Genomic DNA, 19,003 nt, shown 5'->3' on the forward strand with positions numbered 1-19,003 from the left:
CATGGCGGCAGCAGCAATCGAAGCGGGCCTGAAGCGTGCGCACTTCAAGGACGTGCGCCTGCCCGTGCTGCTTTTGCTGCCGCAGCTCGCGATCCTGCTGTTCTTCTTTTTCATTCCGTCGTTCCGCGCGCTCGGGCAGGCTTTCTTCCTGTCCGATCCGTTCGGCAACACGGTGCACTTCGTCGGCTTCGACAACTTTGCGCAGCTGCTGCAAAGCGCCACCTACCACGAGTCGGTCCGGGTCACGGTGGTGTTCACCATCCTGCAGAACCTGCTGACCCTCGCGGTGGCGCTGGTGCTGGCCTTCGCGAGCGACCGGGTGATCCGCGGCCGCGGCATCTACAAGGCGATCATCCTGCTGCCCTATGCCATTGCGCCGGTCATCGCGGGCATTCTCTGGGCCTTTCTCTTCAACCCCGCGGTGGGTCCGCTCGCGCAGCTGCTGCATGCGATCGGCCTGGCCTGGGACCCGAACCGCGTGGGCTCGGACGCGATGATCCTGGTCATCCTGGCCGCCTCGTGGAAGCATGTGTGCTACGACTACATCTTTCTGCTGGCCGGCCTGCTGGCGGTGCCTTCCTCGCTGCTGGAGGCGGCGGCGGTCGACGGCGCGGGGCCGCTTCGGCGCTTCTTCACCATCGGGCTGCCGCTGCTCATGCCCACGATGTTCTTCCTGGCCGTGATGAACTTCGTCTACGGCTTCTTCGAGATCTTTGCCATCGTCGATGCGGTCACGCAGGGCGGCCCGGCGGGTGCGACCAACGTGCTGGTGTTCAAGGTGTACGTCGACGGCTTCATCAACCTGGACCTCGGCTCGTCGGCGGCGCAGTCGGTCATCCTGATGGTCTTCGCGCTGCTGATGACCTTGCTGCAGTTCCGCTATGTGGAGCGGCGCGTGAGCTACGACGTATGACGCACCGGCCCGAGGATCCATCGCATGGTTGAACGCGCCCCCGTTCTCGACGGCATCTGCCACGCCATCCTGCTGGTGGGCGTGGCCTTTGTCTGCGTGCCGCTCTACCTGGCCTTCGTCGCAGGCTCGCTCACCATTGCCGAGGTGCAGCAGGTGCCGCTGCCGTGGCTGCCCGGCGACCAGTTCGTGCAGAACCTGCGCACCGCGTGGACGCAGGCCAACTTCGGCCGGCTGTTCTTCAATTCGTTCATCGTGGCGGCGGGCATCACCGTGGGCAAGATCGCGGTATCGCTGCTGTCGGCCTTTGCCATCACGTACTTTCGCTTCCGCTTTCGCATGACGGCGTTCTGGCTCATCTTCGTGTCGCTGATGCTGCCGATCGAAGTGCGCATCTCGCCCACCTACGAGTCAGTGGCGAATGCGGCGCTGCCGCTGCAGTGGGTGGTGGAGGCGCTGCACCTTTCGTCGGCGTGGAATGCCGTGACCGGCCACACCATCGATATCCAGCTGCAGTGGAACATGGTCGACACCTACCCGGGCCTCATCCTGCCGCTGATCGCCTCGGCCTCGGCCACCTTCCTGTTCCGCCAGTTCTTTCTCACGGTGCCCGACGAGCTGTGCGAGGCGGCGCGGATCGATGGCGCCTCGCCGATGCACTTCTTCTGGACCATCCTGCTGCCGCTGTCGCGCTCCAACATCGCGGCGCTGGCGATCATTCTTTTCCTGTACGGCTGGAACCAGTATCTCTGGCCGCTGCTCTTCACCACCGACAAGGACATGGCCACCGCGGTGATCGGCCTCAAGCACCTGATTCCGCGCGCCGATTCGCAGCCGGCCTGGAACGTGGCCATGAGCGCCGCGCTCCTCACGATGCTGCCGCCCATCGTCGTGGTGGTGGCGCTGCAGCGCTCGTTCGTCAAGGGGCTGGTGGACAGCAGCAAATAAGCAAAGGATATTGCAGCCATGATCATCGTGGGACACCGCGGCGCGCGGAACCTCTGGCCCGAGAACAGCATGAGCGGTTTTCGCCGCCTCATTGCACTGGGTGCGGATGCGGTCGAGTTCGACGTGCAGGAAACGCGCGACGGTCAGGCTGTGGTCATCCACGATCCGCTGCTCGACCGCACCACCGAGGGCACGGGCGCGGTGCGCGACCACGACGCCGCCCGGGTGCTGGCGATGCGCCTGCGCAAGGGACAGGGCGCGCCGGGGGAACAGCGAGGCGGCGAAGCCGGCGAATGCGTGCCCTCGCTGGCCGAAGTACTCAAGCTCTTCGCGCCCACCCGCATGGAACTGCACGTCGAGATCAAGACCGACGCCGCCGGCGAGCTGCCGCCCGGCGCCATCGCGCGCACCGTGCAGGCGCTGCACGATGCTGGCGTGGCCGAACGCAGCATCCTGACCTGCTTCGTGCCCGAGGTGCTGGCGCAGGTGCTCGCCCACTGGCCGCGCGGGCGCGTGCTGGCCTCGCTCGACCATCGCTCGGCCGAAATGCTGGGCGGCATCACGCGGGCGCTGGCGCGCTACGCGGCGCTGCCGGGCTGCATCGTCGCGGTCGAGAAGAAGCTGCTGGCTGCCACCTGGCCGCAGTGCCTGGCCGCGCTCGGCAGCGAGCGGCTGGGTGCCTGGGTCGTCAACGAGCCCGATGAAATTGCACAATGGCTCACCATGCCCCTGCGCCAGATCACCACCGACCGACCCGACCTGGCGCTGGCCGCGCGCGCAAGAACATGAGGGTCTCGCGCCGCCGCCTGCTGCTCGGCGGAGTGGCCGCCGCCTCGCTCGGCCAGCCTTTCCTCCGTCTGAATGCGCAGCAGGCCTCGCGCGAGTTTCCGTTCACGCTGGGCGTGGCATCCGGCAGCCCCAGGCCCGATGGCATGGTGCTGTGGACCCGGCTCGCGCCCGATCCGCTGCTGGGCGGCGGCATGGGCGAGGCCCCGGTCGACGTGCAGTGGGAAGTGGCACACGACGAGGGCTTCTCGCGCCTCGCCGCAAGGGGCAGGGCGACGGCCACCGCGGCGCTCGCGCATTCGGTGCACGTCGAAGTGCAGGGCCTCGCGCCCGGTCGTCCTTATTGGTACCGCTTCACGGCCCTTGGCGCGCGAAGCCCCGCCGGCCGCACCCGCACCGCGCCGGCCGAGGGCGATGCCGCATTGCAGCCGCTGCGCTTCGCCTTCGCGTCATGCCAGCAGTACGAGCAGGGCTACTACGCGGCCTACCGCGACATGGCCATGCAGCCTTTCGACTTCGTCGTGCACCTGGGCGACTACATCTACGAAAGCTCCTGGGGCTCGCGCCACGTGCGCCACCACCAGGGCGGCATTCCCACGCAGCTCGGCGAGTTCCGCGACCGCTATGCGCTCTACAAGAGCGACCCGCACCTGCAGGCCGCGCACGCCGCGTTTCCCTGGCTCGTGACCTGGGACGATCACGAGGTGGCCAACGACTACACGGACGACGTCTCGCCGCGCAGCATCGATCCCGCGCAGTTCCTTGCGATCCGCGCCGCGGCCTACCAGGCGTGGTACGAGCACATGCCCGTGCCCGCCAGCATGCGGCCGGCCGGCGCCGCGGCCACCATCTACGGCCGCCATCGCTTCGGCCGCATGCTCGACGTGTTCCTGCTCGACGGGCGGCAGTACCGCTCGCACCACGCCTGCCTCGCGGGCCGCAGCGCCTCGCCGTTGGCCGACTGCGCCGACCGGCTGGCACCGGAGCGCAGCTTCCTCGGCGCGAGGCAGGAGGCCTGGCTCGCGAACGAGCTCGCCGCGCCGCCCGCCCGCTGGACCGTGATCGCGCAGCCCACGCTGCTGGCCGAGGCCGACCGCAAGCGCGGCCCCGAGCACGGCTACTGGATGGACGGCTGGGACGGCTATGCCGCGTCGCGCGCGCGCCTGCTCGACGGCCTGGCCGCGAACAAGGCGCGCGGCGGCGATGCGCTGGTCATCAGCGGCGACGTGCACGCCTTCTGGGCCGCCGACCTGCGCCGCGAGCCGCAGGGCCCGGCGGTGGCCACCGAATTCGTCGGCGGCGCCATCACATCCGAAGGGCCCAGCGCCGCCAACGTGGCCCACATGCTCGCCAAGAACGACCACCTGCGCTACGGCCGGGGCGACAAGCGCGGCTATGCGCAGATGGCACTCGATGCGCGCGGCTGCACGGTCGAGTTCCGCGCCGTGGACGACGAGAAGGCCGAGGACGCCGCCGTCGCGCCGATGGCGCGCTTCGCGGTGGAGCGCGGCGCACCCGGCGTGCATCTCGAAAGCACCTGAGCGCTGCAGCCTTGCGCTGCCGTGACTATGATGGCCGTCGCCCTTCAATCGCCTGGAGCGACACCCTCATGAGCATTCCGACCACCCGACTCGGCCGCACCGGCCTCACCGTCTCGCGCCTTGCGCTCGGCACCATGACCTTCGGCCTGCAGACCGACGAGGCCGTGTCCCACCGCATCCTCGACAGGGCCGCCGAAGGCGGCATCAACTTTCTCGACACCGCCGACGTGTACCCGCTTGGCGGCACCGTCGAAACCACGGGCCGCACCGAGGAAATCATCGGCCGCTGGCTGCAGAAGCAGGGCGCCGCGGGCCGCCGCCGCTTCGTGGTCGCCACCAAGGCGGTCGGCAAGGTCGGCCCCAACAGCTGGGACCAGGGTGCCTCGCGCAAGCACCTGCTCGACGCCATCGATGCCTCGCTCAAGCGGCTGCAGACCGACCATGTCGACCTGTACCAGCTGCACAGCGACGACCGCGAGACGCCGCTCGAAGAGAGCCTGGAGGCGCTCGACGTCATCGTCAAGTCAGGCCGCGCGCGCTACATCGGCGTGTCCAACTTCCTGGCCTACCGGCTGGCCCGCGCGCTCGGCAAGGCCGAGCTGCAAAAGCTCACGCGCTATGTGTCGGTGCAGCCGCGCTACAGCCTGCTGTTCCGCGAGATCGAACGCGAGCTGCTGCCGCTCGCGGGCGAAGAGGGCCTGGGCGTGATTCCCTACAACCCGCTGGCCGGCGGCCTGCTCACCGGCAAGTACAAGCCCGGTGCCGCGCCCGAGCAGAACACCCGTTTCACGCTCGGCACCGCCGGCGGCATGTACCAGGACCGCTACTGGAACCAGCGCAGCTTCAACACCGTGACCGAGCTGCACAAGCTGGCTGACGAAGCCGGCGTGCCGCTGGCCACGCTGGCGGTGGCCTGGGTCATGGCCAATCCGCTCATCACCGCGCCGCTGCTCGGCGCCAGCCGCCCCGAGCAGCTCGACGCCACGCTGGCCGCGGCCGACTACAAGCTGGACCCGGCGCTGAAGCAGAAGCTCGACGAGCTCACGGCCGAATACCGCAAGGGCGACGCGCCCAGGTAGGCAGCCAAGGAGTGAACACCCCCCAACTCGCGCTGCCGCCATGGCACAGCTGATGTCGCTGCTGGTGCAGAACGCGATCGCGATCGTCTTCGCGGCGAGCTTTGCCGCGCGCCTCGGGTTGCCGGTGCCCGCGGCCGCGGTGCTGGTGGTGTCGGGGGCGCTGCTGGCGGCCGGCAATGTCTCGGTGGCTGGCGTGGTGCTGGCCGCGGTGCTGGCCAATGTGCTGGGCGACGGCGCCTGGTTCTATGCCGGGCGCCGCTTCGGCTACCGCTTCATGCGGCTGCTGTGCCGCATCTCGCTGTCGCCCGATTCATGCGTGCGGCGCGGCGAATCGCTGATCGGCCGGTGGGGCGGCCTCTCGCTGGTGGCCGCCAAGTTCGTGCCGGGCGTGTCGGTGGTGGCGCCGCCGATGGCCGGTGCGCTGGGCATGTCGGTGTGGCGCTTCATCGGCTTCGACATCGGCGCCGCGCTGGTCTGGACCGGCGTCTTCCTCGGGCTGGGCTGGGTTTTTCGCGACCAGATCCAGGAGGTGCTGGCCATGCTGGCCCAGGCCGGCGGCATCGCCACCCTGGCGCTGGTGGTGGTGCTGGCCGTGATGCTGGCGGTGCGCTACTGGCGCCGGCGCGCGTTCATGCGGCTCACCGGCATGCCGCGTATCAGCGTGGACGAACTGCACGAGCTGCTGGCCAGCGAGGCGCCGCCGCTGGTGATCGACGTGCGCGGTGAGGCCGGCGTGCAGGTCGATCCGCGCCGCATTCCCGGGGCGCTGCCATACACGCTCAAGGCGCTGCAGCAGCGGCATCCGGAACTGCCGCTGGTCGGCGGGCGCGACGTGGTCCTCTACTGCAACTGCCCCAATGAGGTGTCGGCCGCCCTGGCCGCACGCGTGCTGCTGGCGCGCGGTGCGCGGCGCGCGCTGCCGCTGACGGGCGGGCTCGATGCCTGGGTGGCCTCGGGCCGGCCGACGAGCCTGCACTGAGGCCTTCAGCGACGACCAGGAAACGGGGGGCTCAGTCCAGCCGGACCATCGGGCAGGACAGGACCATTCGGTCATCGCGGGGCGAATGGTGCCAGCCGGGCAGGGCGCGTTTCCGGTAGGCCTCGAGCGACGGGTAGCCCTGCACGTTCCAGCCATAGGTGCTGATCTGCTCCGCCTCGATCACCTCGTAGCGGCACTGCCGGCTGCGCGCCGAGAGGCGAAAGACGATGCGTCCATGGTCCGCGGCAAGGTCTTTCTCCAGCACGCGGTAGCGCCTGGGCTTGCAGATGCTGAAGCTCGAATTCCATTCGATGGTTTGGGTTCGAACGTACAGCCCGCCCGAACATGCGCGGCCCGTTCCGCCGAACACCGCCGTGAACGGTGCGCCGGCAATGGCGGTGCCGGTGCCGGCCAAGGCAAGAAAGGCCAGTACGGCCACCCAGCGGTTGTGCATGCGATCTGCTCCCGTGTGTTGCGTCCCCCGTGCCCTTGCGATCTTAAGGTTCGCGGCCCCGCCCGGTGGTAGTCTTGCCTCCCGATGAACCTCCGCACCAAGATCGTCGCACTGGCCGTTGCACCGCTGCTGGTTGCACTGGTGCTGGTGGCCCTGGCGGTGCGCCACCAGGAGCATGACCTGGCGCAGCGCGAGCGCGCGCTGATCGAGAAAAGCTACATGGCCCAGCGGCGCAGCGAACTGCGCAGCTACGTCGACCTTGCCGTGAGCACCGTGCGGCCGCTGTACGACGCCGGCCAGGACGACGAGGAAACCCGCAGCGAGGCCCTGCGCCGCCTGGCCGCGCTCGACTACGGCGACGACGGCTACTTCTTCGTCTACGACATGCAGGGCCGCTCGCTCATGCATTCGCGCCAGCCCGATCTGGTGGGCCAGAACCTCTGGGACATGCGCGACTCCCGCGGGCGCTTCACCATCCAGGACCTGATCGCGGGCGCGCGTGCGGGCGGCGGCTATGTCGAATACGAATGGCGCAAACCCTCCAGCGAGCAGATGGCGCCCAAGCTCGGCTACGTGACGGCGCTGCCGCGCTGGAACTGGATGGTCGGCACCGGCCTGTACCTGGACGACATCGAGGCCACCATGCAGGCGCTCGACCGCCAGATGAGCGCCAACGTCACCACCACGCTGCTCTGGATTGCCGGCATCGCGGCGCTGTGCCTGGGCGTGGTGAGCGCCACCGGGTTGCTGCTCAATCTCAGCGAGCACCGCACGGCCGAGGCCAAGATGCGGCTGCTGGCGCGGCGCGTGGTGCAGTCGCAGGAAGAAGAGCGCGGCCACCTCGCGCGCGAGCTGCACGACGGCACCAGCCAGACGCTGGTGTCGGCCAAGCTGCTGATCGAATCCGCGGTGGACGCGCTCGACCGCGAGCGCCAGCCCGCGCCGCCCGCACTGAGCAAGGCGCTGCAAAGGCTCAACGATTCGCTGATCGAGGTGCGCCGCATCTCGCACCGCCTGCGGCCGGCCCTGCTCGACACGCTCGGCCTGCCGGCCGCGCTCGAGCGCCTGGGCGACGAATTCGCCGAAGACGGCGCCATCGATGCGTCGATCATGATCGAGGGCGAGGCCTTCGAGCTCTCGCAGGAAGCCAAGACCGCGCTCTTTCGCGTCACGCAGGAGGCGCTCACCAATGTGCGCAAGCATGCCCAGGCGCACCGCGTGCACATTGCGCTGGGCTTTTCCGACGAGGACGGCGTGCGGCTTGCGATCGGCGACGACGGCATCGGCTTCGACGTGCAGGCGATGCAGCTCGATGCGCGGCGCGGCATCGGCCTGCGCAACATGCGCGAGCGCATGGAGTCGATCGGCGGGCGCCTGGACGTGCAGTCGGGCGAAGGCGGAACAACCATCGTGGCCGAAGTGCCGGCGCGCAGCGCGAGGCCTGAACCGGCATGAAGAACGACGCCGCCCCGGTCCGCCTTTTCCTGGTCGACGACCATCCGCTGGTGCGCGACGGCCTGCGCGCGCGGCTCGGCGCCGTGGCCGGCCTGGAGATCGTCGGCGAGGCCGGCAGCGCGGCCGAGGCGCTGGCGCTCATCGAAACGCTCCAGCCCGACCTGCTGCTGATGGATGTGGGCATGAAGGACATGAACGGCATCGACCTGGCCGCGCTGGTGCTGCAGCGCCATCAGCCCGCGCCGCACGTGGTGATGCTCAGCATGTACGACAACCCCGAGTATGTGCAGAAGGCCCTGCAGGTGGGCGCGCGCGGCTATGTGCTGAAGGACGCGCCCGCGGCCGAGATCGTCGCCGCCATCGAGGCGGTGTCGGCCGGGGGCACCTTCCTGAGTCCGGCCGTGTCGAAGAAGCTGTTTCGCAACCAGGCGCCCAGGCCGCTGCTCACGCCGCGCGAGAGCGAGATCCTCACTGCGCTGGGCCGCGGCGAATCGAGCAAGCAGATCGCGCGCGACCTCGGCCTGAGCGTTCGCACGGTCGAGGCCCACCGGCAGAGCATCAAAAGGCGGCTCGGCATCGAGGGGCAGGCCGAACTCATCAAGTATGCGGTGGAGCATGCGCGGGAGTTCGGGCAGGGCTGAGTTGCGCTGCCTTGCCAAAACTCCTGTCCCGATCAACACACCTGTCCAGGCCCGATTCGCATGCCCGACCTTCCCCACAGCCCCGCCGCCGACCGCAACAAGCAGCCCATCCTCGAGGTGCTGACCGGCATCCTCGGCGAGCGCGGCAGCGCGCTCGAGATCGCATCCGGCACCGGCCAGCATGCCGCCTGGTTCGCCGCCGCAATGCCCGGGTGGACCTGGCAGCCCACCGACGCAGACGCGCGCATGCTCCCTGCGCTCGCAAGCCGCGTCGCGCAGGCCGCGCTGCCCAATCTCCGTGCGCCGCTGCTGCTCGACGTGATGGCGCCTCGATGGCCGTCGAAAGGCGCCGAGTTTGCTCGAGGAGAAGAAGAAAAGTTCGATGCGATCTATTGCGCCAACATGCTGCACATCGCGCCCTGGGCCGCGTGCGCCGTGTTGATGCAAGGCGCTGCGCGGCATCTGCTTGCCGATGGATTGCTGATCACCTACGGCCCCTACTTCGAAGAGGAAGGCACACCGGCGCCGAGCAACCTGGCGTTCGACGAAGACCTGCGCGCGCGCAATCCCGAATGGGGCATACGGCGCCTGGAGCAGGTGGTGGCCGAGGCGAACCGCCAAGGGCTTGCGCTGCGCGAGCGGCACGCGATGCCCGCGAACAACCTGCTGCTGGTCTTCGGCTTCTAGGCTCAGCGCACGCGGGGCACCGCGGTGGTCAGCAGTGCCAGCGCCTTGTTCAGCGTCGAGCCCGCGAAGCGCTCTCCCTTCGAATGCCCGATCCGCACCACGACGAGATCGTGCGATGGAATCACCAGCACGAACTGGCCGCCGGCGCCGAGCATGTAGTAGGCCGACGCCGGCACCGCCAGCGAGTTCATTCCGTTGATCCAGAAGAAGCCGCCGTAGATCGGGCGCTTGTCCGCGGCCCAGGCGGGTGCCACGCTGCTCACGAAGTTGACGAAGCCCTCGGGAAGAATGCGCTCGCCGTTCCACACGCCGTCCTGCAGATAGAGATTGCCGAGGCGCGCCCAGTCGCGTGCCGACATGAAGTCGTAGCCCTGCGTGAGAAAGTTGCCGTAGGGGTCGGTCTCGATCACCATCGAGCGGATGCCGATCTTGTCGAAGAGCGCGCGCTGCGGAAACGAAAGATATTCCTCGCCGCGCTTTTCCACCGCGAGGCGGACCAGGTAGTTGGCCAGCACGGGATCGGTGTTGCGGTAGCGGCCCACGGCGCCGGGCGGCCATTGCTGCGGCCGGGTGGCGGCGTAGTTGAAGGCGTTGATGCGGCCCGTGTAGTAGTAGACGTGATCGGGGTAGGTGCCGTTGGGGTCGAAGTCCGGATCGTCCGGCGCCTTGATGCGCAGGCCGCTCGACATCTGCAGGATGTCGGAGATCTTGATCTGCTGGCGCGCATCGCCGGCGCCTTGCCATTCGGGAATGGGCGCCGGCTGGTCGAGCTTGTACACGCCCTGCTTGATGAGCACTCCCATCATCGTCGCCACGACGCTCTTGCCCATCGACCACGATTCGAGCGGCGTGGCCGGCCCGATGCCGTTCATGTAGCGCTCGGCGACGATGCGGCCCTTGTGCGTGACCACGAAGGCCGATGTGTAGGCCTCCGGCACGCCGAACGCGGCATCGACGGCCTGGTTCACCTTGGCCGTGTCGACTTCGGCCGGCGGCGGGTCGCCCGGCAGCACGTCGCCCATCGGCCATGGCTGGGTCGCGGGATCGGGCAGCGCGCTCCTGACTTCGACGGGCGTGAAGAGAACGTCGTCCCGGCCGGCCGGCAGCGTGACGCAGCCCTGCGAACCGAAGTGGCGCGCCACCAGCGTCGGGCCGTTGGGAATCGAGATGCGAACCTCTTTCTTCACGCGGTCGACCACGGGCTTGCCGACGTTCTTGCGCTGCTCGTACGGCCCCACGAAATAGCCCAGGCTTTCGGCGGCGACCTCGGGGTCGATGCCGGTGATGAACACGGCGGAGCACATCGTCTTGGCATAGCCGGAGGTGTGGTGCTCCAGCACGTTGCCGGGCGGCGGCACGTAGGGCGTGTTGAGTTCGAGGGCGCGTGCACGGGCAATGAGCGCCTCGCGTTCCGGCAACTGCGCCGTGGTGGTGGGCGGCGCGGACGTCAATGGAACGCCGATCCCTCCGCCACCTCCACCCCCGCCGCCACCGCAGGACGCCAACGCGGTTGCCAGGCCGACGGCCGCGGCGGTTGTGGCGAGGAAACGGCGGATCGAGCAGCTCATGGGCGGTCCTTGGGGTGCGCGGTTTGCGGGGTGCAGACGGCAGCGCCGGCGGCATTCTGGGGGAAGACCCTGCAGCCGCCTAGCTCTTTTCGAGCGAGGCACAAGCCGTGTAGCTCCAAGGTTCTCACCCTTTGATCCGACGGCCGAGGAGTTCCAGCATCGTGCTTGCCTGCAGAACGCGGCAATAGTTCACGGTCAGAGGAAAGAGCCTGTTTGGACGTAGCCTTTTTGGTGGCTGGCGGCATAAGCTTGAGCCGATAAGATGCAGCGGACTCGCGGTAGTCGATAGTCAGTTCGCTGCACCGGGCTAGATAAGCACAGGAAGGAAAAAAGATGCCGCTCCCAGAAATGGCAAAGCCGATATCGTTCGCGGCGATATGGAAAAACTACCCGAGTGATGACCCTTGCGTGAACCCTCGCACGGGAAAGAAGGCGTATGACGACCAATGCGCGATACGGGTCGGCATTGCGTTGGAAAAGTCGGGTGTCAGTTTCAAGACATTTCCCGGCCCACGTTGCGAATTTGGCCCTTCCGGAAACGGAATGGTGCTCCGCGCGACCGAATTGGCCAACTGGCTGATGCGTCGCCCATTCGCTGGCTGTCCAGATGCCGAAACACACCAGGGAAAAAGCTTCGACAAGAGTCTTTCCGGTCGCACAGGCATCATATATTTCGAGGACTACTGGTTGCGTACCGCTGAGGCAAAGTTTCCCACTGGAGATCACATCGACCTGTGGGATCGGAATCGACTGACGCCGTCGTGGACGACGTTCCTTCGCTTCTCCCTTGGCATTGATACCTTTCGATCACCGTGGAGCAGCAACGGATACCTCTACTCTGATCTGCACGCGTCGCGTCGCGTGGTCTTCTGGCCGATCAGCTGATGAAGCGTCCGATCTTCACTCTGTGCGGGGCTTTGCTCGGCGTCGCCTTGTTTCTGGGCCTGCCAATCCTCTTTTCACTCGCGTTTCCAGGTACGGGGATTGGGCGTCACGGCGAGGATGAAGCCGCTCGAATGCTGCGCGTGTATGTCCTCATGGGCGGTGCGGCCTCTGCCGTGTTGGGTGGTTGGGTCGGCGGCGTCGCCGCGGCGAGTCCACGTCGGGCGCTTGGAATGCTGGCTGCCATTGCAGCCGCCAGCATTGTCTTTGGCATCGTTCCGATTCAATTACCGATGAAGCCCGAGAACGCGATGGCCGTTGGAATTGGGGCCTGGACCATCGTCAGTGCAGGTCTCGCAGCGTGGGTCGCACGCAAGAAGAGCAAAACCACTGCGTAGTAGTGCCCGCGCTTCAAGATGCTGGCGCATTGGCGCCACCTCCCTGGTGTGCCAGCTAGCGGCACATGTCGTACCCGCCGGTCTCCAGATGGAAGTGGTCGCTGTGCGCGGCGTTGTAGTCGGGGCCCAGCACCCCGTTGAAGAAACGGCAGGCGCCGCGGTGCGCATCGCGCAGCAGCAGCGCCGCCGGATCGTCCGTACTCGCGGCGCTGCTGCGGGGCCAGGCTTGCAGCACCGTGATGCGGCGGCCATCGGCCAGCGTCAGGCCCGCCACATCCAGCGCATCGGCCGTGGCGTGCCGGCTGCGCGAAGCACCGGGCACGGCGCCTTCGCCGCGGTTCACGTTGCGGCAGGCATAGCTGCCAAGGTGCTCGATGGCCGCCACCGGCTGGCCGAAGCGCTGCCTGGCGGCCGGCTGCAGCGCGTGGTGCTCCCACATGAAGAAGGACAGCGCCATCGGGCAGCTCAGCGAAGGCGCCGTGCCCAGGCGCACGCCGGCGGAGCGCAGCCTCACGGCGTTCTTGAAGCCGCAGCCGGGGCCGGTGACGCGGTCGGGCAGCAGGTCGTACTGCATGCCGGTCTGCGCCAGCGCCGCAAGGCAGCGCGCGGGCTCGCGGCGGGCCCGCTCGAGCTTGAAGCCGGTCAGCCAGTTGGGCGGCGCCGCCACGTCGAGCGGCGCCCACGGATTGAAGCGCTCGGGAATCTCGACGATGCCGGTTGCGACGGCCCATGCGCCCACGGCCAGCACGGCGCACGCCGCGGCCGTGACAAGCAGTCCGCGCCTGCGGCGCGAAGGCGCGGGCTCTGCCGGACGCTCCGGAGGATCCAGGGCCATGGTCCCGATCCTCAGGGCTGCGCGGCGATGAGCGGATCGAGTTCGGCGCGCACGCGCCGGATCGCCACTTCATGCCGCAGCGTCTGCGCACCGCGTCCATAGGTCATGGCCTTGCGGATCAGGCGCAGCTGCTCGCGCTGCAGCTGCGTCTTCAGCCGCCTGGCCCGCAGGCCGAAGGTCCAGCCCATCTGCCTGCGGATCCGGTAGCGCTGCAGGGGTGCGCCCAGGCGGATCCATTCGTCGTCGCGGATCAGCTCGCGCTCCGGCACGAAGTAGGCGGCCAGCGCATGCAGGTAGGCGCCGTTCTCGCGCGCGGCAACGCGCCAGAAGAGCCCCGCCGCAACCAGCGCGGGAATGCCCTTGACGGCGAGCAGCACGGCCATGTCGCCGTAGCCGCCGTCGAAAAGGTCTTCGAGCCACGGCGAGTTCCAGATGAAATGCATCGCCCACGCGAGCGCAAAGCACAGCACGGCGCAGGCGATCCTCGCGGCCATCGAGCGCTCCGGATGCAGCAGGAACCAGGCGACGCCGAAGGACGCGATGGTCGTGTAGGCCGCGTGGCTCCACAGCCCGCTCAGCAGCCCGCGCGTCAGCAGGTTGATGAGTACCGGGGACACCTGGTTCTCGAGCGGAAAGTGCATCGAGGCGTTGACGGTGTAGCTGAGGTTCTCGACCACCTGGAAACCCAGGCCTGCCATGGCGCCGACGATCAGCACCGACAGGTAGGTCTGGAACTGGTTGCGCGCCACCAGCACCAGCAGGATGACGCCGGCGATCTTCAGGAACTCCTCGGTGATCGGGCCCGCGACGGCCGCCCCCCAGAGCGCCGCGAAATCCGGCGACACCAGCTTGGCGCACAGGCTCTGGATGGCGATGTTCGCCGGCGCGGCAAAGTAGACGGCGCCGAGCCCGCCCCACGCAAAGGCCAGCACGAAAGCTTCCGGCGGATGCTGCTCGAGCAGGTCGAGCGTGCGAAAGACCAGGAGAAAAAGCAGCGTGTAGATGCCCCACACCAGGATGCCCAGCAGGGCCGTGACGGGGACGACACGAAAACCCATCGAGAACATGTTGATGGTGTAGAACAGGCCGTTGACGATCAGCGCCGCCAGCAGCCAGAAGGCCGCGCGCTGCGGCTGGAAGAACGAATCGGTGCCGATCGGCCATTCGCCGCGGTGCTGCTGGCCTTCGAAGGCGGGCGGGCTCACTGCGGTGCCTCCAGGTCCATGGATTCCAGCATGCTGCGGGCCTCGGCCATTGCCTCGTTCAGGCCCTCGCTGGCGCCGTAGCAATCGATCTGCACGAGCGACTGGCGCCGGAGGTCGACCACCTGCCAGAAGCGGCCAGCCAGCTTCGATCCGTAGTAGGCAAAGGTCTTGCCCTGCAGGCCCCACGAGGTGACGAAGTCGGACACGTCGCCATCGATGTTCAGGCGCTGGCCGCGCTCCATGAGCCTTTGCTGCCGCATCAGCGGTCCGTCGGGTCCGCCGGCCCACGCACGCGTGGTCACCAGGAACTTGTGGCCGCCCTTGAACAGCATCAGCGACTGGCCGGCCCTGGAGCGCGACACGTCCATTTCCCATCCGCTGGCGGGAACGAACCTGGCATGGCCGACGGCCACCGTTTCCCCCGTGGGCAGCGGCCGGCTGCCGGGCGTGCTGCGGTCCCAGAAGCTCAGGCCGCCTACGTAGGCGGCAATGGCAAGGAGCACCGCAAGCGCGCCTGGCCAGGTGCGGTACGGTATGCGGCGGGAGGGCTCGGGCATGCGGCGATCGTGCCATACGATGGCCGGTGCCGGCCCTCTGCGCTTTGCATTGATTCGATGCATGGCTATCCTCCACGGTCATTGCAAATGAAGCACCTTCAGACATGAAAAAGTCGGACGCGAGTAGCCCGGACCAGCCGGCATCGGCGCTCATCTCGAAAAGAATCGCCGAGCTCGGCGGCTGGCGCGGCGAAACGCTGGGCCGCATGCGCAAGCTCATCCAGCAGGCAGACCCGGAGGTCGTCGAGGAGTGGAAGTGGATGGGCACGCCGGTGTGGTCGCACGGCGGCATCATCTGCACGGGCGAGTCCTACAAGGACAAGGTGAAGCTCACCTTCGCCAAGGGCGCGTCGCTGCCCGACCCGGCCGGCCTTTTCAATTCGAGCCTGGACGGCAACATGCGCCGTGCGATCGACATCTTCGAAGGCGAGCAAGTCGACGCGGCCGCTTTCAAGGCGCTGGTGCAGCAGGCGGTCGCGCTCAACGGTGCCGGCAAGACGAAGCCTGCGAAGAAGATAGCCAAGTCCTGAAGGAGCCGCATGTCCGATGCATCCGCCCCCACGCCGCGCCCCCGCATGCCGCTTCTGCTTCTTCGGCTGCTTCCGATCGGCGCCTGCCTGCTGGTGCTGGGCTGCGCAGGCCCGCGGGCGCCAGAGTCTGCGGCCGCCTACGGACCCCCCGCGCTGACGGCCGAGCAGTCGAGCAACGTCGCGATCCATGCGCTGGGCCTGGTCGGCACGCCGTACCGCTATGGCGGCAACACGCCGGAGGGCGGCTTCGATTGCAGCGGCCTCATCGGCTACGTGTACAGAAGCAGCGCGGGCCAGGCCACGCCGCGCACGGTGGCGCGCATGGCCGGCTTCGGCCGTCCCGTGCCCACGTCCGAACTGCGCTCGGGCGACCTGGTGCTCTTCGGTGCCGCCACGCCTTCGCACGCGGGCATCTACGTGGGGGCCGGGCAGTTCGTGCATGCGCCCTCGACCGGCGGCGAGGTGCGGCTCGACCGGCTGGACGGCATCTACTGGTCGCGCCAGCCGATGCAGGCGCGACGGCTCTAGCGCCTGAAAAGCGCCACTCAATCCAACTCAACGGATCAGCGGAGCCATGGGCCTACAGGGATGCCTGCCTTGGGGCGGCCTGATCGGTGTGGCATGCTGTGCCGGTGTCACCGAACCTCGGAGAGGTCCCCATGAAAAAACTCATCGTCCTGGCCATTCTGGGCCTTGCCACCACGCTCCCGGCCCTTGCGCAGCGCGATCCCGATTCGTACGAGAACGACCGCCGCTATTGCGCCAGCGGCCGCTCCGGCGTCGACTTCAACACCTGCATGTGGCGCATCCAGCGCGACCGCGAGGAGCGCTATGAACGCCGCGAGCAGCGCGCCTACGAACGCGAGCAGCGGCGCGAATACGAACGCCGCGAGCGCTGGGCCGAACAGCCGCCGCCGCCGCCGCCGGTCTACCGCCAGTGGGACGGCCCGCCGCCCGGCGAGCAGCCCCGGCTCAGCGACATGCAGCAGCGCGCGCTGGACAACTGCAACCTGCTGGCGCCGCGCGACCAGCCCCGCTGCCGCGCGACGGTGATGTCGACCGTGCGATAGGGCCGCAGCGTCAACCGGCGCTGAGGGTTTTCCATTACGCAAAGCCACGCACGCGGGCCGCGCGGTCCGACGGATGCGCCCGCGCGCGCCTGCGGCAAAACTCCCGGGTTCATTCCCAGGAGACATTCCCATGCACAGCATCCGCCGCCATCTGGTGTGGCTCGTCGTGGCCGTGGCCGGCGCATTCGCGCTGGGCACCGTGGCCCTCACGCGCGGTGAAAGCGTCAACGCCCTGTGGGTGGTGACCGCCGCGGTCTGCACCTACCTGATCGCCTACCGCTACTACAGCCTGTTCATCGCCGAGAAGGTGCTGGGGCTGGACGGCAACCGCAAGACGCCGGCGCACCGCCACAACGACGGCCTCGACTACGTGCCGACCGACAAGAACGTGCTGTTCGGCCACCACTTCGCGGCCATTGCGGGCGCCGGTCCGCTGGTGGGCCCGGTGCTCGCCGCGCAGATGGGCTACCTGCCCGGGCTGCTGTGGGTGCTGGCGGGCGTGGTGTTCGCGGGCGCGGTGCAGGACTTCATCATTCTCTTCATCTCCACGCGGCGCGACGGCCGCTCGCTCGGCGATCTCGTCAAGCAGGAGATGGGCACGGTGCCCGGCATGATCGCGCTGTTCGGCACCTTCATGATCATGATCATCATCCTCGCGGTGCTGGCGCTGATCGTGGTGAAGGCGCTGGCCGAATCGCCGTGGGGCACCTTCACGGTGGCGGCGACCATTCCGGTGGCGCTGTTCATGGGCGTGTACCTGCGCTTCATCCGGCCGGGGCGCATCGGCGAGGTCTCGCTGATCGGCTTCGTGCTGCTGATGCTCGCCATCTTCGGCGGCCAGGCCGTGAGCCAGGACCCCGCATGGGCGCCGCTCTTCACCTTCGACGGCAAGGCGCTCACCTGGATGCTGGTGGGCTACGGCTTCATCGCCGCGAGTCTGCCGGTGTGGCTGCTGCTGGCGCCGCGCGACTACCTGTCGACCTTCCTGAAGATCGGCACCATCATCGCGCTGGCGCTGGGCATCGTGTTCGTCATGCCCACGCTGCAGATGCCCGCGCTCACGCAGTTCGCGAACGGCAACGGGCCGGTGTGGTCGGGCAGCATGTTCCCGTTCCTGTTCATCACCATCGCCTGCGGTGCGGTGTCGGGCTTCCATGCGCTGATCTCGTCAGGCACCACGCCCAAGATGCTCGACAACGAGCGCCATGCGCGCTTCATCGGCTATGGCGGCATGCTGGCCGAATCGTTCGTGGCGGTGATGGCGCTGGTGGCCGCCTCGTGCATCGAGCCCGGCATCTACTTTGCAATGAACAGCCCGGCCGCGCTGGTGGGCAGCACCGCGCAGCAGGCCGCGCAGACCATCTCGAGCTGGGGCTTCGTGGTCACGCCCGAGATGCTGATGCAAACCGCGAAGGACGTGGGCGAAAGCACCATCCTCGGCCGCGCAGGCGGTGCGCCGACGCTCGCCGTGGGCATGGCCCACATCCTCCACCAGGTGATCGGCGGGCAGGCCATGATGGCCTTCTGGTACCACTTCGCGATCCTGTTCGAGGCGCTCTTCATCCTCACGGCCGTGGACGCCGGCACCCGCGCGGGCCGCTTCATGCTGCAGGACCTGCTGGGCAGCTTCGTACCCGCGCTCAAGCGCACCGATTCGCTGCCGGCCAACCTGTTTGCCACGGCGCTGTGCGTGGCGGCCTGGGGCTACTTCCTCTACCAGGGCGTGGTCGATCCGCTCGGCGGCATCAACACGCTGTGGCCGCTGTTCGGCATCTCCAACCAGATGCTGGCCGCGGTGGCGCTGCTGCTGGGCGTGGTGGTGCTGTTCCGCATGAAGCGCGAGCGCTATGCCTGGGTGGCGATTGCGCCGGCCGCATGGCTGCTGGCCTGCACGCTCACGGCCGGCTGGCAGAAGATCTTCTCGCCCGATCCGAAGATCGGCTTCCTCTCGCATGCGGCCCGCTACACCGAAGGCCTGGCCAACGGCGTGCTGGTGGCGCCGGCCAAGACGCCCGAGGCGATGTCGCGCATCGTCTTCAACGACCGGCTCGATGCGGCGCTGTGCGCGCTCTTCATGTTCGTGGTGCTGAGCGTGCTGGTCTACAGCATCAAGGCCTGCCTCGCGGCACGGGCGGCCCACCGGCCGACGGCGCAGGAGACGCCGTTCGAACCGCTCGCAGCATCGGCCACGCGCTGAGCACACCATGGCTCTCGCATTGCCGGAAGCCGGGCGCTACTTCGCGCGCTCGCTCAAGCAGTCGCTGCGGCTCATGGTCGGGCTGCCCGACTACGACGCCTACCTGACCCACATGGCGGCCACGCACCCCGAGCAGCCGCCGATGAGCTACGAGGCCTTCTTCCGCGAGCGGCTCGAGGCGCGCTACGGCGGAGGCAAGGGGCGCTGCTGCTGAAGAGGACGGCAGCGCCACGCGCAAACCTCGCGGCCTTGTTTACAATTCCGCGGTTCGCGCGAAGCGA

At 68.2% G+C, this 19,003-nt stretch carries 21 protein-coding genes; 16 read left to right on the forward strand and 5 right to left on the reverse strand.

The window, feature by feature from the left end; genetic code table 11:
* The first annotated feature begins 1 nt into the window (after position 1).
* The 6 genes from IB278_RS02940 (at position 2) to IB278_RS34040 (ending at position 6,243) form a co-directional block, all read left to right on the forward strand.
* Positions 2-913, forward strand: a complete 912-nt coding sequence (locus IB278_RS02940; RefSeq protein ID WP_145745501.1) for an ABC transporter permease subunit — start codon at positions 2-4, stop codon at positions 911-913.
* 24 nt (positions 914-937) lie between these two features.
* Positions 938-1,858: an ABC transporter permease subunit gene (locus tag IB278_RS02945; protein WP_145745499.1), complete on the forward strand. Its 921-nt coding sequence runs from the start codon at positions 938-940 to the stop codon at positions 1,856-1,858.
* 18 nt (positions 1,859-1,876) lie between these two features.
* On the forward strand, positions 1,877-2,647 hold the full coding sequence (locus IB278_RS02950; RefSeq protein WP_192322560.1) for a glycerophosphodiester phosphodiesterase family protein: 771 nt from the start codon (positions 1,877-1,879) through the stop codon (positions 2,645-2,647).
* Positions 2,644-4,185, forward strand: a complete 1,542-nt coding sequence (locus IB278_RS02955; protein ID WP_145745495.1) for an alkaline phosphatase D family protein — start codon at positions 2,644-2,646, stop codon at positions 4,183-4,185. The genes IB278_RS02950 and IB278_RS02955 overlap by 4 nt, the downstream gene beginning before the upstream one ends.
* 68 nt (positions 4,186-4,253) lie before the next feature.
* Positions 4,254-5,264: an aldo/keto reductase gene (locus tag IB278_RS02960; protein ID WP_145745493.1), complete on the forward strand. Its 1,011-nt coding sequence runs from the start codon at positions 4,254-4,256 to the stop codon at positions 5,262-5,264.
* Between the two features lie 40 nt (positions 5,265-5,304).
* Positions 5,305-6,243, forward strand: a complete 939-nt coding sequence (locus tag IB278_RS34040; RefSeq protein ID WP_145745491.1) for a VTT domain-containing protein — start codon at positions 5,305-5,307, stop codon at positions 6,241-6,243.
* 31 nt (positions 6,244-6,274) lie between these two features.
* Here the strand turns inward: IB278_RS34040 and IB278_RS02970 are convergent, their stop codons facing one another.
* Entirely contained in the window at positions 6,275-6,697 is a 423-nt protein-coding gene (locus tag IB278_RS02970) for a hypothetical protein (RefSeq protein ID WP_145745490.1), read from the reverse strand.
* An 84-nt stretch (positions 6,698-6,781) separates the two neighbouring features.
* Between IB278_RS02970 and IB278_RS02975 the strand changes: the two genes are divergently transcribed.
* From IB278_RS02975 to IB278_RS02985, 3 genes are read left to right on the forward strand one after another with little or no spacing between them, the layout of a single operon-like run.
* On the forward strand, positions 6,782-8,152 hold the full coding sequence (locus IB278_RS02975; RefSeq protein WP_192322561.1) for a cache domain-containing protein: 1,371 nt from the start codon (positions 6,782-6,784) through the stop codon (positions 8,150-8,152).
* Positions 8,149-8,793, forward strand: coding sequence for a response regulator transcription factor (locus IB278_RS02980; protein WP_145745486.1), 645 nt, complete (start codon positions 8,149-8,151; stop codon positions 8,791-8,793). Before IB278_RS02975 ends, IB278_RS02980 begins: the two co-directional genes overlap by 4 nt.
* Before the next feature lie 60 nt (positions 8,794-8,853).
* The gene (locus IB278_RS02985) at positions 8,854-9,480 is read left to right on the forward strand and encodes a DUF938 domain-containing protein (protein WP_192322562.1); all 627 of its coding nucleotides are present in this window, start codon (positions 8,854-8,856) and stop codon (positions 9,478-9,480) included.
* 2 nt (positions 9,481-9,482) lie between these two features.
* Here IB278_RS02985 and IB278_RS02990 read toward each other — a convergent pair whose 3' ends face one another.
* A complete protein-coding gene (locus tag IB278_RS02990) occupies positions 9,483-11,048 on the reverse strand; it encodes a serine hydrolase domain-containing protein (protein ID WP_192322563.1) in 1,566 nt (521 codons plus the stop codon).
* Between the two features lie 333 nt (positions 11,049-11,381).
* Here IB278_RS02990 and IB278_RS02995 point away from each other — a divergent pair, with 333 nt between their 5' ends.
* Entirely contained in the window at positions 11,382-11,933 is a 552-nt protein-coding gene (locus IB278_RS02995; RefSeq protein WP_145745481.1) for a type VI secretion system amidase effector protein Tae4, read from the forward strand.
* Positions 11,933-12,328: a hypothetical protein gene (locus IB278_RS03000; protein ID WP_145745479.1), complete on the forward strand. Its 396-nt coding sequence runs from the start codon at positions 11,933-11,935 to the stop codon at positions 12,326-12,328. Before IB278_RS02995 ends, IB278_RS03000 begins: the two co-directional genes overlap by 1 nt.
* Before the next feature lie 55 nt (positions 12,329-12,383).
* On the opposite strand, the gene IB278_RS03005 is transcribed toward IB278_RS03000, so the two are convergent.
* From IB278_RS03005 to IB278_RS03015, 3 genes are read right to left on the reverse strand one after another with little or no spacing between them, the layout of a single operon-like run.
* Complete coding sequence (locus tag IB278_RS03005; RefSeq protein ID WP_192322564.1) at positions 12,384-13,163, reverse strand: extensin family protein; 780 nt, start codon at positions 13,161-13,163, stop codon at positions 12,384-12,386.
* Between the two features lie 11 nt (positions 13,164-13,174).
* On the reverse strand, positions 13,175-14,368 hold the full coding sequence (locus IB278_RS03010) for a PrsW family intramembrane metalloprotease (protein WP_192322565.1): 1,194 nt from the start codon (positions 14,366-14,368) through the stop codon (positions 13,175-13,177).
* On the reverse strand, positions 14,365-14,925 hold the full coding sequence (locus IB278_RS03015; RefSeq protein WP_192322566.1) for a hypothetical protein: 561 nt from the start codon (positions 14,923-14,925) through the stop codon (positions 14,365-14,367). Before IB278_RS03015 ends, IB278_RS03010 begins: the two co-directional genes overlap by 4 nt.
* Positions 14,926-15,029: 104 nt before the next feature.
* Here IB278_RS03015 and IB278_RS03020 point away from each other — a divergent pair, with 104 nt between their 5' ends.
* The 5 genes from IB278_RS03020 to IB278_RS03040 all read left to right on the forward strand — a co-directional run bounded on the left by IB278_RS03020 (position 15,030) and on the right by IB278_RS03040 (position 18,936).
* Positions 15,030-15,455 carry a DUF1801 domain-containing protein gene (locus IB278_RS03020; RefSeq protein WP_192322567.1) on the forward strand — a complete coding sequence of 142 codons (426 nt, stop codon included), beginning with the start codon at positions 15,030-15,032 and terminating at the stop codon, positions 15,453-15,455.
* A gap of 9 nt (positions 15,456-15,464) precedes the next feature.
* Entirely contained in the window at positions 15,465-15,983 is a 519-nt protein-coding gene (locus tag IB278_RS03025) for a C40 family peptidase (protein ID WP_192322568.1), read from the forward strand.
* A gap of 131 nt (positions 15,984-16,114) precedes the next feature.
* Positions 16,115-16,525 carry a hypothetical protein gene (locus IB278_RS03030; RefSeq protein ID WP_192322569.1) on the forward strand — a complete coding sequence of 137 codons (411 nt, stop codon included), beginning with the start codon at positions 16,115-16,117 and terminating at the stop codon, positions 16,523-16,525.
* A 130-nt stretch (positions 16,526-16,655) separates the two neighbouring features.
* The gene (locus IB278_RS03035) at positions 16,656-18,722 is read left to right on the forward strand and encodes a carbon starvation CstA family protein (protein ID WP_145745468.1); all 2,067 of its coding nucleotides are present in this window, start codon (positions 16,656-16,658) and stop codon (positions 18,720-18,722) included.
* Between the two features lie 7 nt (positions 18,723-18,729).
* Complete coding sequence (locus IB278_RS03040) at positions 18,730-18,936, forward strand: YbdD/YjiX family protein (RefSeq protein WP_015866757.1); 207 nt, start codon at positions 18,730-18,732, stop codon at positions 18,934-18,936.
* Positions 18,937-19,003: the final 67 nt, after the last annotated feature.

The organism is Variovorax sp. VRV01 (genome assembly GCF_014852545.1).
GTDB lineage: Bacteria > Pseudomonadota > Gammaproteobacteria > Burkholderiales > Burkholderiaceae_C > Variovorax > Variovorax beijingensis_A.